The organism is Polaromonas glacialis, assembly GCF_000709345.1.
GTDB lineage: Bacteria > Pseudomonadota > Gammaproteobacteria > Burkholderiales > Burkholderiaceae_C > Polaromonas > Polaromonas glacialis.
On sequence record NZ_KL448325.1, the window covers coordinates 127,270 to 140,579 of the forward strand.

At 57.4% G+C, this 13,310-nt stretch carries 11 protein-coding genes and 1 pseudogene; all 12 read right to left on the reverse strand.

The annotated features are described in order from the left end of the window. Positions 1-6 precede the first annotated feature (6 nt). Entirely contained in the window at positions 7-939 is a 933-nt protein-coding gene (locus EC86_RS0122610) for an electron transfer flavoprotein subunit alpha/FixB family protein (RefSeq protein ID WP_029528109.1), read from the reverse strand. A 34-nt stretch (positions 940-973) separates the two neighbouring features. After that, on the reverse strand, positions 974-1,723 hold the full coding sequence (locus EC86_RS0122615) for an electron transfer flavoprotein subunit beta/FixA family protein (protein ID WP_029528110.1): 750 nt from the start codon (positions 1,721-1,723) through the stop codon (positions 974-976). Positions 1,724-1,813: 90 nt separating this feature from the next. Then, entirely contained in the window at positions 1,814-3,022 is a 1,209-nt protein-coding gene (locus EC86_RS0122620) for a CaiB/BaiF CoA transferase family protein (protein WP_029528111.1), read from the reverse strand. Further along, positions 3,010-4,194: an acyl-CoA dehydrogenase family protein gene (locus EC86_RS0122625; RefSeq protein ID WP_051676284.1), complete on the reverse strand. Its 1,185-nt coding sequence runs from the start codon at positions 4,192-4,194 to the stop codon at positions 3,010-3,012. The genes EC86_RS0122620 and EC86_RS0122625 overlap by 13 nt, the downstream gene beginning before the upstream one ends. A gap of 14 nt (positions 4,195-4,208) precedes the next feature. Further along, a pseudogene (locus tag EC86_RS26545) lies at positions 4,209-5,418 on the reverse strand (acyl-CoA dehydrogenase family protein). A 289-nt stretch (positions 5,419-5,707) separates the two neighbouring features. Next, on the reverse strand, positions 5,708-6,781 hold the full coding sequence (locus EC86_RS0122635; protein ID WP_029528113.1) for an MBL fold metallo-hydrolase: 1,074 nt from the start codon (positions 6,779-6,781) through the stop codon (positions 5,708-5,710). Between the two features lie 191 nt (positions 6,782-6,972). Continuing rightward, a complete protein-coding gene (locus EC86_RS0122640; RefSeq protein ID WP_029528114.1) occupies positions 6,973-7,974 on the reverse strand; it encodes an Ldh family oxidoreductase in 1,002 nt (333 codons plus the stop codon). Positions 7,975-8,071: 97 nt separating this feature from the next. After that, a complete protein-coding gene (locus EC86_RS28060; protein ID WP_084181695.1) occupies positions 8,072-9,079 on the reverse strand; it encodes a Bug family tripartite tricarboxylate transporter substrate binding protein in 1,008 nt (335 codons plus the stop codon). Positions 9,080-9,237: 158 nt separating this feature from the next. Further along, a complete protein-coding gene (locus EC86_RS29115) occupies positions 9,238-9,483 on the reverse strand; it encodes a hypothetical protein (RefSeq protein ID WP_156955452.1) in 246 nt (81 codons plus the stop codon). Between the two features lie 391 nt (positions 9,484-9,874). Then, on the reverse strand, positions 9,875-11,278 hold the full coding sequence (locus tag EC86_RS28065; protein ID WP_084181696.1) for an MmgE/PrpD family protein: 1,404 nt from the start codon (positions 11,276-11,278) through the stop codon (positions 9,875-9,877). A gap of 173 nt (positions 11,279-11,451) precedes the next feature. Next, entirely contained in the window at positions 11,452-12,462 is a 1,011-nt protein-coding gene (locus EC86_RS0122660) for a Bug family tripartite tricarboxylate transporter substrate binding protein (protein ID WP_084181697.1), read from the reverse strand. A 506-nt stretch (positions 12,463-12,968) separates the two neighbouring features. Further along, positions 12,969-13,310 (reverse strand): NAD(P)-binding domain-containing protein, encoded by a 342-nt coding sequence (locus EC86_RS27290; protein WP_084181698.1) that lies wholly within the window; start codon positions 13,308-13,310, stop codon positions 12,969-12,971.

Consider the following 13,310-nt stretch of genomic DNA (forward strand, 5'->3'; position numbering starts at 1 on the left):
TGCTCCTTAAAGCGCTTGAGTCAGTTCCGGCACCGCCGTGAATAGGTCGGCTTCCAGCCCGTAGTCGGCCACGCCAAAGATCGGCGCCTCGGCGTCCTTGTTGATGGCGACGATGACCTTGGAGTCCTTCATGCCGGCCAGGTGCTGGATCGCGCCCGAGATGCCGATGGCCACGTACAGCTGGGGCGCGACAATCTTGCCGGTCTGCCCGACCTGCCAGTCGTTCGGGGCGTAACCGGCATCGACCGCCGCGCGGCTCGCACCCAGCGCCGCGCCGAGCTTGTCGGCCAGCGGCTCGAGCACTTGATGGAACTTCTCGCTCGAACCGAGCGCACGGCCACCGGAGACGATGATCTTGGCCGCCGTCAGCTCAGGGCGGTCGCTCCTGGCGATTTCGCTGCCCAGGAAAGACGACTTGCCGCTGTCGGCCACGCCGCCCGGCGTTTCAATGCTTGCCGCGCCGCCGGTGCTCGCGGCCGCATCAAAGCCGGTGGTGCGCACCGTGATGACTTTCACCGCGTCCAGGCTCTGCACGATGGCAATGGCGTTGCCCGCGTAGATCGGGCGCTCGAAGGTATCAAGCGCATCGACCTTCGTGATGTCCGAGATCTGCCCCACATCGAGCAAGGCGGCCACGCGCGGGGCAATGTTCTTGCCCGAAGCCGTGGCCGGGAACAGGATATGGCTGTAGCTGCTGGCTAGCGCCACGACCTGCGCGGCCATGTTCTCTGCCAGGCCGTGGGCGAAATGCGCGCCTTCGACGTGGATGACTTTGGCGACGCCAGCGATTTGCGAGGCGGCTTGAGCCGCTGAGGCGGCATTCAGCCCGGCGACCAGCACATGCACGTCGCCGCCGCACTGACTGGCTGCGGTCACGGTGTTCAGGGTGGCCGGGCGGATGCTGGCGTTGTCGTGTTCTGCAATGACTAAGGAGGTCATGGTGGGGTACTTCCGTGTTTTCTCAGGGTTGTTCTTAGATGACTTTGGCTTCGTTGCGCAGCTTGTCCACCAGCGCGGCCACGTCCGCGACCTTGATGCCGGCGCTGCGCTTGGGCGGCTCGCTCACTTTGAGCGTCTTGATGCGCGGGGCGACATCGACGCCCAGATCGGCTGGCAAGACGCGCTCCAGCGGCTTTTTCTTGGCCTTCATGATGTTGGGCAGCGTCACGTAGCGCGGCTCGTTCAGGCGCAAATCCGTCGTGATGATCGCCGGCAGCGCCAGCGAGAGCGTTTCGAGCCCGCCATCGACCTCGCGCGTGACCTTGGCCACGCCGCCCTCCACTTCGACCTTGGAGGCAAACGTCGCTTGGCCCCAGCCCAGCAGGGCAGCTAACATCTGGCCGGTCTGGTTGCAGTCGTCGTCGATGGCTTGCTTGCCCAGAATGACGAGCTGGGGGGCTTCTTTGTCGACCAGGGCTTTCAAAAGCTTGGCGACGGCCAGCGGCTGCAGCTCTTCGCTGGTCTCGACCAGGATGGCGCGGTCCGCACCGATGGCCATGGCCGTGCGCAGCGTTTCCTGGCACTGCAGCGGGCCGCACGAGACGGCGATGACTTCCGTCGCCACGCCCTTTTCCTTCAGGCGCACGGCTTCCTCGATGGCGATCTCGTCAAACGGATTCATGCTCATCTTGACGTTGGCGATATCGACACCGCTGCCGTCGGACTTGACACGGACTTTGACGTTGTAATCGACGACGCGCTTGACGGGGACTAGGATCTTCATAAAGAGTCTTTCAATTTTGGTTGCTTAATTGCGATGCAGTTGTCCAGAATCACTGACTCCAGAGCAACGTGTGTGTTCCAGGGTGAAGCGTCAAACCACGCCGTTCGCCTTTAACTGCAAAAGCTTTTCTTCGGTCAGGCCGAGGAGTGACTGAAGCACCTCCCGGGTCCCTTCGCCCAATTGGGGAGGCGCGCTGCGCACCGGCAGGCGCTCACCATCGAAGCGGTAGGGCGGCGCCAGCACGTTCACGCTGCCAACCACCGGGTGTGGCTGCGTCGTCACCAGACCCGCATCAGTCGCACGCTTCGAGGTCAGCGCCTCGTGCAGGCCAAGCACTTCGCCGCACGGAATGCCGGAACGCGCCAATTGCTCGAGCAGATCCTTGCGCTTGCGGCGGCCGAGCTCCCGGTTGATCTCGGGCATCAGGGCGTTGCGATTCGCCGAGCGAAGGATGTTGGTCTGGAAGCGCTCGTCGGTCGACAGGTCGGGGCGTTCGATCACCTCGGTGCAAAAGCGCGCGAACTGGCTGTTGTTGCCGACCGTGATCACCAGCGACCCGTCCTCTGCATCGAAGACGCCATAGGGCACGATGGACGGGTGCGCGTTGCCATACCGCGGTGGGTCTTCGCCTATCAGCAGCGCTTCAAGGCCGCAGTAGGCCGTGATCATCAGGCCGCAGTCGAACAATGCCATCTCGATATGGCGGCCTGTGCCGGTTTTTTCGCGTTCGAACAGGGCGGCCAGGATGGCCTGCGCCGAGTACATGCCGGTGAACAGGTCGACCGCAGCCACGCCGAACTTCAGCGGCGGCTGATGGGCTTCGCCGTTGAGCGCCATCAGGCCGGTTTCGCCCTGCACCACGAGATCGTAGCCGGGTCGCGCCGCTTCCGGTCCGGTGCGGTCGTAGCCGGAAATCGAGCAGTAGATCAGCCCCGGCTGCCCTTCGCGCAGCCGGGCGTGGCCAAGACCGAGTTTTTCCACGCCGCCAAACTTGAAGTTCTGGATCACGACGTCACTCTTTTTGACCAGCTCGCGTGCGATTTCCTGGCCCTCAGCGGTCTGCAGGTCGAGCGTGACCGAGCGTTTGTTGCGGTTGACGCTGTTGAAGTAAGCGGTCTCGGTGGCACCTACGCGCAAGCCCCAGTCGCGGGTGTCATCGCCGCGGCCCGGGTGTTCGACCTTGATCACCTCGGCGCCCAGGTCGGCCAGCACCATGCCGCACCAGGGACCGGCGAGGATACGGGACAGGTCAAGGACGCGCACACCGGCCAGCGGCAGGGCAGAGTTCAATGCTGACATGGCTGCTCCAGGCGTACGGAAGTCTGTTTCGGGCCTGCAGCCGTCTGCCTACCGAGCGCGATGAAACGCTGCATGTGATGGTCTTCGTCGCCCAGCTGGTGGTCGATCATCACCAGGCGCTTGGCGTAGTGGGCCAGCGGCAGCTCCCAGCTCATGCCGATGCCGCCGTGCATCTGGATGCTTTCCTCGGCCACCAGGGTGCCGATGCGCCCGATGCTGACCTTGGCGGCCGACAGCGCGCGCTCGCGCGTCAGCCGGTCGGCACCCAACGCGGCAGCGGCATTGATGACGGCCGAGCGGGCCTGTTCGATCTCCAGCAGCAGGTCCGCCATGCGGTGCTGCAGCGCCTGGAAGCTGCCGATGAGCAGGCCGAACTGCTTGCGCGTTCGCAGATAGTCGAGCGTGGCGGCCTTGGCCGCCTCCATCGCGCCCAGGCTTTCGGCGCACAGCGCCAGCACGCCGCGGCCAATGGCCCGTTCCAGCGTGGCGTAACCCTGGTCTTCGGCGCCCAGCAGCGCATCGGCGCCCAGCACCACGCCATTGAGCGTCAGCTCGGCGGCGCGGCCCCCGTCGATCAGGGGATAGCCGCGCACGCTCAAGCCGGGCGCGCTCGCGGGCACCAGGAACAGCGAAATGCCGGACTCGTCGTCCACGGCACCTGCGCTGCGTGCGGAAACCACGAACAGATCGGCTTGCTCGCCCTGCAGCACGACGGCCTTGGCGCCGTCCAGCACCCAGCCGTCGCCGCTGCGCTGAGCGCGGGTTTGAACGTGCGTGAGTTCGTAGTGCGTCTCGGGCTCGTCATGGGCGAAGGCGGCGATGGTGCTGCCGCTGATGATCGCAGCCAGCACGGCTTTCTGCCCGTCGTTGCCATCTGCAGCAATCGCTTCGCCGGCCATCACGGCGCCTAGCAGCGGCTCGACCACCAGGCCGTGACCCAGCGCCTCGAAGACCACGGCCACGTCAAAGCCCACGCCGCCAAAGCCGCCGTCGGCTTCGCTGAACAGCGCGCCGATCACGCCCAATTCGGCGAACTGCTGCCAGATCTTGGGGCTGAAGCCGTGCGCCGACTTGGCGATGCGGTCGCGCGTCTCGAACGCGTACTGCTCGGCGATGAAACGGTTCAGGCTGTCGGCGAGCATGCGCCGGTCATCGGTGTGTTCGAAGTTCATGAGGTGCTCTCTCCTTACAGGCCGAGGATCATCTTGGAAATGATGTTCTTCTGGATTTCATTGGAACCGCCGAAGATCGACAGCTTGCGGTTGTTGAAGTATTTGGCTGCCGCAGACGCGGCCCAGGCCGGGCCGACCGGCGCGCCGGCGTAGCCTTCTTGCAGCGCCTCGGCAACGAAGGGCCGCGCGTAGGGACCCATCGCGCGCCGCGCCAGCGACGAAATCTCTTGGCGGATCTCGGTGTCGCGGATCTTGAGCATCGAGCTTTCAGCGCCCGGTACGCCGCCGCCGGCCACGGCCGCGATCACGCGCAGATTGGTGGTCTTCATGTTTTCCAAGTCGATCTCGACGCGGGCCATGCGCGCGGCGAAGGCCGGGTCTTCGGCCAGCGGCCGGCCGTTCTTCGTCTGCTTTGCGGCGATGGCCTTGAGCTGCTCCAGCGCGGCCACCGAGAAGCCGACACCGGCGATGTTGGTGCGCTCGTAGGTCAGCAGGTACTTGGCGCAGGTCCAGCCCTTGTTCTCTTCGCCCACCAGGTTCTCGGCCGGCACGCGCACGTCGGAGAAGAACACTTCGTTGACTTCATGCTCACCGTCCAGAGTGATGATCGGTCGCACCTCGACGCCGGGCGCCTTCATGTCGACCAGCAAGAAACTAATGCCTTCCTGCTTCTTGGCCTCGCGGTTGGTCCGTACCAGGCAAAAGATCATGTCGGCGTGCTGGCCGAGCGTGGTCCAGGTCTTCTGGCCGTTGACGATGAAGTGCTCGCCTCCGGCGTCCATGGCGCGCACGGCCGATGTCTTGACCGAGGCCAGGTCGGAACCCGCGCCAGGCTCCGAATACCCCCTGGCACCACCAGTCCGAGCCGTCGAGGATGCGCGGCAGCCAGTGGCGCTTTTGCGCTTCACTGCCGTACTTAATTAAGACGGGTCCCAGCATGTTGACGCCGAAGGGCACAATGCGCGGCGCATGGGCCAGCGCGCATTCATTCTCGAAGATGAACTTCTCGATCGCGCTCCAGCCGGGGCCGCCGTACGCTTCGGGCCAGTGGTTGGCGAGCCAGCCGCGCTCATTGAGGAGGGCGTGCCATTCCTGCATGTCGGCCTTGCCGAGGTGCATGCCGCTGGCGACCTTGCCGGACAGGCGGGCCGGCAGCCGGGTGGCCAGAAAGTCGCGCACTTCATTGCGCAAGGCTTCTTCTTGGAGGGTGAAGTTCAGGTCCATGTCGTGTCTTCAGTGGGTTGAGGACAGAGCGAAAAATGCCGTGCAATTTCGCGGTCTGCCCCGCTAAAGTTTCAGTAAATCTCGAATAGGCCCGATCGCCACAAGTCCCTGGTGGCGCGAACGTTCATTGACTTGATTGAGGAAAAGCCTGGCATGACCCGCGCGAGCAGTGCACTCGCTCGATGAAGGAGCGCACGATTTACGGCTTGACTGGCCAGCAACGTAGACAAGACGCACTGCCCATGTGCTGATTGAGTCATTCACACCACCAAAAATTAAGTCATTCGGTTTATGTCATTCGGTACCAGACGACGCCATCGGCATCGACGTCCTTTGCCACTTTGTTGCGGTGAAGCAGGTAGTTCAAGTGGGCCACGCTCTCGCCCGTGGCCATGCTCAGCAAGTTGGGCTCGGAGCCTATCGGTTGACTGAACAACTCGCCAAATACATCGACCGCTCGCCTGGGTTCGGCAAGTGCCAAACACAATCGATCCAGTGCCTGGTGTTGACTGCGCGCCAGGTAGTCAAGCCGCGCGTGCAGTCCGTGAAACGGTTCGTTGTGGGAGGGCAGAACAAGGACATCGTCCGGCACCTCCCGCCGCAGCTTGTCCAGCGAAGCCAGCCAGTCACTCATGGGGTCGGCATCGGGCTCGGTCGGAAATACAGAAACATTCGATGAAATCCGGGGCAATACCTGGTCGCCGGAAATCAGCAGCTTGAGCGCTGCGCTGTAAAAACAGGCATGCTCCGGCGAATGCCCATTGCCCACAATGACTTGCCATTCATGGTCACCTATTTTCAGCAACTCGCCATCATGCAGGCGACGATAGCTGTCGGGCAGCGTATGCACAAATTTGCCAAAGCTTCCAAAACGGGCACGGTAGTTCTCAAGCTTCTTATCGTCCCAACCAGCCCGTCTATAGAAGTTGATCCCATCGCGCGGTGCTTCCCGTCCCGTGTCGGCCGCCAGCACCCGGCACGTCAAGTATTCGAGCCGCGTCATCCACAGGCGGCAGTCAAACCTGCGCGTCAGCCAACCCGCCATACCTACGTGGTCGGGATGCATGTGCGTGACCAGCAAACGCGTCAAGCCACCGTTTTCCATCGCGCCATCATGTCCAAAGAGGGTATGCCAGGCTGCGGCAGTTTCATCCGTCTGCAGGCCACTGTCGAAAGCGGCCCAGCCGTCGCCATCACGCACTGCCCAAAGATTGATGTGATTGAGCGCTAACGGCAGCGGCATGCGCAGCCACAGGACGCCTGGTGCAACCTCGCGCGCCAATCCCACTCGCGGCGCCTTGCCGCACGGGTAGTCGAGAACGGGCTTGACGCTGGAGTGATTAATGAAAGTTTCTTCGATCATTTGCAGGTGCTGTCTGTTAGACAGCATTTATTTGGTCCTAGGCTAGGCAGGATTTTCAAGGAGCACGTCGAATGCTTTCTGCCGGTGCGATAAGCCAGTGGTGCAGTCGCTGGCGCAGATTGGATCGATCAATATCTTGGCTTAAAGAAACGGCACCTTCAAAGGCTTGTAAAGATCTCCACACCTACGTGTCACTTTGCAATGCCAACCGGCGTTGCTATATGAACCAGCGCTTCGTAGACTTCGTCCGCCACCTCAATACGGTCTTCCAGTCGACGCTTTTCCCGATCTGCCGCAGAACGTTCGAAAGGCACGCGGACAGGCCGGGCCGGGTCGAGTGGCCTCGTGGTGCGCATGCTATCGGCAAATTCCTTCACCCTTTTCTTATAGTCTTCTGCCGACGACAGTAACTCCGGGTTGATGACCAGCATGAAAAAACCGCAGTCGTGTGTCTTGCGAGGCGCGCCAGAAGCGCCGCCCATCATCCCAAGCAGTTGCACCACCATGGCCAAGCCCGATCCTTTATGACCGCCCCAAACGCCAAAGGCACCTTCAAGTGCTGCAGATGGGTCGCGCGTCGGGTTGCCCTGGGGGTCGAATGCAACGCCTTCCGGGAGGAGTTGACCGAGTCGCTGAGCAAGCACGACTTCTCCAAGCATCACTGCCGATGTTCCAATGTCCCAAATTACGGGGGTTGAAGTCGATGGAAATCCAAAAGCGATTGGATTTGTGGAGAAACGGCCTTCAGTACCCCCGTGCGGCGCAACACGGCGTCCGCCGCTGCCCGCAATCATGCCGGCGAAACCGGCTTTCGTGATCTCTTCCAAATAGTAGGAAAACATGCCTGTGTACCAGGTCTGATTAGCGCTCACTACCGCTAGACCCGTCTTGCGGGCTTTGTCTATCGCCATGTCGGTGGCCATGCGCCCGATCAGGTAGCCGACCTGGTCGCCTCCATCAAGGGCGACCGAGACAGGCGTTTCCTTGATCACTTGGATAGCATGGCGCGGCGTTGTCGTGGCCTGGATCCGTTCAATCACCGACAACGCACGTGGTAAGCCACCAAATGACAAGCCCCGCAGTTCGCAATCGATCAAGTGATCTCCAATGATCTCAGCCTCCTTCTGGGTGTGCCCAACGGCCACCATGGATGCTTCGACCAGTTCGCGAGCTTGTACGATAGTAAGAATCATGAATGTCTCCTATTGAAAAATTAGTGGACTAACAAAATCGGGCATACAAACCCTGCTTGTGAAAACTTCGCACACACACCACGTATGGTGTAGCAGCTCATTCAGGTTTGATATTTGCAGCTTTGATAACTCCGGACCACTTCAGCGTTTCCGACTTGATGAGCGCACCGAACTTGTCACGGCCGCCCGTGCCTGGCACTAATCCGCGTTGCTCAAACTGGGCCTTGGTTTGAGGATCTTTAAGGTAGTCCGTCAATTCCGCACTCAGCTTGTCAAGAATGGGCTTTGGCGTGCCGGCAGGTGCCACTACGCCATACCAGTCGCCAAACTCAACGCCAGTAATTCCGGCTTCGGCCAATGTTGGCACATCAGGAAACTGAACATTGCGATGGGTTTCAGTGACGGCCAAAGCTAGCAGCTTTCCGGCTTTGACTAACGGCAGTGCCAGGGCGGGCGAGGTGAAGGTGAAGGAGACTTCACCCGCAAGAACTGCAGCTAACGCGGGTGCAGCGCCCTTATAAGGAATATGCGTTATTTTTACATGGGATGCGGCGTTGATCATCTCCGACGTGATGTGCGCTGAAGTGCCTGCGCCTGAAGTGCTGTAATTAATTTGCCCAGGCATTGCCTTTGCCCGGGAAATCAATTTGGACATTGAACTTATACCGGTGCTTGGCGCAGTTACTGCAACCAAAGGTGCGGAAAAAACAAGTCCCACCGGGTCAAAGTTTTTTTGTATGTCGTAGGGTACTTTTTCATACAGTGACGAATTCATGGCGAGCGTACCCACATGCCCAATCAAGAGGGTGTACCCATCGGGTGCGGACTTGGCTGCAAAATCAGACCCGATGATTCCCGAAGCCCCGGGCTTGTTCTCTACCACTACTGGTTGGCCAAGACGCTGACTCAGACCATTTGCAATAAAGCGACCCGCAATATCGGAGCCGCCACCTGGTGAAAACGGAACGATTAACCGTATCGGTTTGTTGGGCCAGTTCTGTGTTTGGCTGAATGCGACACCTTGAACAGTGAGCGTCAGCAACAGCGCTATGCAAGCAGTCCGGCGAGAAGCGACAGCAAAGATCGCATTGTTCTGGTTTTTCATGAAGTCTCCATTTTTGAATCGTTGCGCGACATCAGTATCGATTCACGCGTTCAGAGAAATGGTAGTCGCAGTCCCGGCTTTTACAAGACAGAAGTGAGGCATACTTCCTATAACAAAAGCGTTTGAAATCCCACTCAAACAAAGACTTCAAGTTGACTCTAATTGTGCCAAGAGTGCTTGGCAGCTCGGCTTTTTTGTGTTGTGCTCGCAAGCCAAGGCAAACGCATTAAATTACCAACGAACGTAACCCAAGCACCGTTGCAAGGGCAATGTTCATGAAGTCCTGCATACTTGCGTTTCATTGGTTGATTTTGCCGCAACAGGTTCATGGTGATTTTTATAACCATATTGAATTTTTTGGCCGCGTGACCGGTGCGTGATCGAATGGCGTCTTCCTTGTACATGACACCAAAACCCCAGTGCAGTTTGTTCTCGGTGCCCCAATGGGCACGTATCGCATCGCCAGTCACAGCATTTCGTCACAGAATCATCGACTGCAATTGGCAAGGCCCGACACGCAACCACAACTGAAAGTAACGGACCATAAGTCCCTGGCTGGAATAGGCGAATTCTCGGTACCCCGCCATCTGCAGGCTGTGCGAGCGCTCAAGTTAGCGGCTTCAGCGCTTGAACTTACACTGATCAAAACGACTCTTTTTTGATCAATTGTCTCGACCTTTCGGCGTCATCGCATGAGTATGCGCAAGAATGCCACTATGGTCTTTCTTCACTTCGAGTAATTAACTTCTTGAAGAATTACAGTCTCACAGCGTGAACAAGGCACTACTTAAATCATCACAGATCAGTCGTTGCCATTGCCCGCTGAAGCAACGCAAATAGCTCGGAAGTGTCAGGCTGATCCCATAAAGTAGAAACCAGCACTACTAGCCTGTTTAAATCTAGGCTACTCAGAGAAGGAGCCACTTCAGTTTCAAATCGAAGGCGGACGTCTTTGGGATTGAGCCAGGGTACATCGTGAAGTTCATATACGAGGTCTTCTCCCATTGACATAACCAATTCGACACGGGCTGGCTGGGCAGGAAATTCCCTAAGCTCGAACTTCTCATCAATACGGATCTCGGTAGCACCGATGAGACGAAGTAACTCACTATCGAGCGGAGCGGAATAACTTTCGCCATCTAGTCGGCCATATCGAAGCGCAGTGCAAATTGCAAATTGAAAGCTCATCTTTCGTTGTTCGAGATAGTCGAAAGGACCAATGTTGTCACAACCCGGATACGCGCGAGCGGCGGAAAAGGTCGATACCACGATTCTTCGAATATTCCCGGTGCCGGAAACACCAAGGCTTTTGCGCAATTGCAGGGCAGCGGCTGCGGCCGTTTGGACATAATTACATCCGGCCACGGGCTTATGTGTCACTTCCATCAAACAGTTAGGTGCGGAAAGCTTGGCTCGAAATATGGTTGAGGCTTCTGAATCGCTGCCTATTGCCATGAACAGCCCGTCTTTGCCTTCTAGAATGTCAGGCGATGCTCGTAAACCAGCACGACCAAGATCTAGGGCGACTAACGCATTGCGCGCGGCCATTCCAGCCTGCACGTAAATTTCTTGACCGCCCGACCAGGGCCACTGGTTAAGTCCGCTTATAAAGTTTGCTGCAAAAGCCAGCGCATTGACAGCGGTTTCTTCATCGGCACCGGTTGCAGCCAAAGCTCCCGCAGTTGCGCCGAAAGGACCAGAAATTCCTAAAGGCCGGAAATGTCGATTGGTAAGGCCTGAACGGACTGCAATTCCTAGCGCACCCATTACATGGTATCCAGCCGCGATGCCACGCACCAACGCCTTGCCAGACAATTTTTCACGCCGTGCCAGCGCCAGCATTGCTGGCAGAATGACAACGCCGGGATGTGTACCGCTAGGCACATGCATATCTTCGCGAATCAGGGCATGACCCAACATGCCACTGACCAATGCTTCCGTTTCCGCCCCCGAGCTCTGGTGAAAGGCATAATCCCCCTGCTTGAGCCCAGGCTCAGCGAGTGCAATACGTTTATAGGCGAGCATCTTGCGTCCCGCTTCGCTTCGTGACGCCTCCATGCAACAGCCAAGGAAATCAAGCAGCACAAGTGATACTTTCTCGCGAATCGACTGCTCAATGTCTTCATGACCCAGGGCGAGTGCGATTTGAGCAGTCTCTCGAGTAAGACTCGGTGCGTATTCTGTTGTCGATCGATACATATTTTTCACTCATTTGTTGGCGTATCAACTACCTTTGGCACTTTATGTCTGTGACGTCATGACCTGCGTCTAGGCAGTTCAATCGAATCGAGGAAGCTTCGACTTACGTTTAAATTGCATGAACAGTGGATAGAGGCCTTGTTCTCATTCACCGAATTGAAACTAGGCACGCGTCACTTTGCCATACCGGGAACAGTAGCAAGAAGCTTCTTCCAGTCAGCAGTGTCTTTTGTAATCAAGGCGGAGAATTCCGCTGGCTTATTAACCATGACTGTATAGTGTTGCTCGCGAAACCGCTTCAACACGTCCGGTGAGTTCATAGCCTTGGCAAAGGCTGTATAAAGGCGATCCACGACTGCAGGAGGTGTTCCTGCCGGAGCCAATACACCCATCCAGGACGAATATCGAATGTCCTTGTAACCTAGCTCTTCCATCGTCGGCACATCAGGAAATTCCGAATTGCGCTGGTCAGATAAAACGGCCAGCGGCCGGACTTTTCCATCCTTGATAAAGGCTACACTGTTGTAAGGATCAAGCGTCATGTCGATTTCTCCGCCAAGAAGCGCAGAAAGGACTGGACCTTTGTAAGAAACAATGACTACGTCTCCAATTCCTGTGGCGCGCTTGAGTCTCTCTGATGTCAGATATATTCCGCTAGTGCTGGACCCAATACTGCTCTTGCTGGAATTGCTTTTTGCATAAGCGACATATTCCTGAAATGTCTTTGCTGGAAAATCACTTCTTACTATTACTATATAACCCAATTTCCCGACCGTTGCAATCGGCTCAAAAGCGCGTACTGGATCAGGCGCGCTCTTGTTAAGAAGCGGCGTTAGCGTGTGAGCGCTACTAACTGTGATGAGCAGTGTCAGTCCATCAGGTTTTGCTGAAGCTACTGCCTGCCCTCCAATGGAGCCATCACCGCCGGGCCGGTTGTCGATGAAGACGCTGACTCCCAGTTCGGAGGCCAGCTTATCAGAAAGTAAGCGCGCCACTATATCCACAGCTCCACCGGGCGCATAGGGTACAACTAGTCGGATTGGCTTGTTGGGATAGTTTGTAGCTTGGGCAAATGCGGTAATTGGCAAAACAGCTGTCAGCAGCATTGCGGCACAGGCAGACCTGCGGGAAGCAATTGAAGCAATTGAAGCTATTGAAGCAATCGCATTTATCTGGTTATTCATGAAGTCTCCATTTTTCAAGTTGTTGCGTAAGACATGTACAGTGGCTCTCGCGGAATATTAATCAGACCTGATGCGGTTTCAGAGTGCCAAGGAAATGGTAACGACCACCCCGAGATTTTCAAGACACACACAGGGCATACTTCCTATAACAAAAGTGTTTGAAAGTCGTACTCGTAAAAGGACATCAAATCCACTTTACTTGCGCCAGGAATATGCAGCTGTACGGCTTTGGCGTGTAGTGCCTGTAAGCACTTCAGCAAGTTCATTACGCTTGCAAGGCACGCTGTTAGCCAGCCGCGCTTACACATAGCGCAAACCGTTGGATAGAGGGGCGGCATCGACCACATCAAAATCGAATTCGTCCCTCAACCCGGCGACAACTGCCTTCACGACTTCGTCAGCGCAAGCCATGAGTAGCGCTCGGCGACCCACACTTACAGCCAGACGGCTATTCTTTTCCAGATCGTTAACCATGATGGCGTAAAAGCCGTCATGATTTTTTAGTTCTAGAGATGGGCAACCACCAGTTCACTGGTAGTCGCCTTTGTGCTGTCTAGTTTAGAAATAGGGCCGTCGCAATTCGGGCAATAGATGTTCGCATTGACAACCATCTTTTGCACAGAGGCTTGCACCAGCAGCGAGTGGTACTTGCTAAAAAGTACGGCGATAAACACGACACCACTGGATCTCGCCGCATCCTTGCGTGAAGCCGGATTTGAATTTAATGGCAGCAACTGCATTGCCAAAAGAGTCTGGTCTCGTGAGTTGCTGACCATCACTTCGTGGCTGTTCCTGACGCCGTGAAGGACGATCAGGCAACCAATTAAACCCAAGCCGATTACTCCGAT

Bases quoted from the DNA above. Each gene is read 5' to 3' on its own strand.
- EC86_RS0122610 (WP_029528109.1), bottom strand. From the start codon at position 939: ATGACCTCCTTAGTCATTGCAGAACACGACAACGCCAGCATCCGCCCG.
- EC86_RS0122615 (WP_029528110.1), bottom strand. From the start codon at position 1,723: ATGAAGATCCTAGTCCCCGTCAAGCGCGTCGTCGATTACAACGTCAAA.
- EC86_RS0122620 (WP_029528111.1), bottom strand. From the start codon at position 3,022: ATGTCAGCATTGAACTCTGCCCTGCCGCTGGCCGGTGTGCGCGTCCTT.
- EC86_RS0122625 (WP_051676284.1), bottom strand. From the start codon at position 4,194: ATGAACTTCGAACACACCGATGACCGGCGCATGCTCGCCGACAGCCTG.
- EC86_RS0122635 (WP_029528113.1), bottom strand. From the start codon at position 6,781: ATGATCGAAGAAACTTTCATTAATCACTCCAGCGTCAAGCCCGTTCTC.
- EC86_RS0122640 (WP_029528114.1), bottom strand. From the start codon at position 7,974: ATGATTCTTACTATCGTACAAGCTCGCGAACTGGTCGAAGCATCCATG.
- EC86_RS28060 (WP_084181695.1), bottom strand. From the start codon at position 9,079: ATGAAAAACCAGAACAATGCGATCTTTGCTGTCGCTTCTCGCCGGACT.
- EC86_RS29115 (WP_156955452.1), bottom strand. From the start codon at position 9,483: ATGTACAAGGAAGACGCCATTCGATCACGCACCGGTCACGCGGCCAAA.
- EC86_RS28065 (WP_084181696.1), bottom strand. From the start codon at position 11,278: ATGTATCGATCGACAACAGAATACGCACCGAGTCTTACTCGAGAGACT.
- EC86_RS0122660 (WP_084181697.1), bottom strand. From the start codon at position 12,462: ATGAATAACCAGATAAATGCGATTGCTTCAATAGCTTCAATTGCTTCA.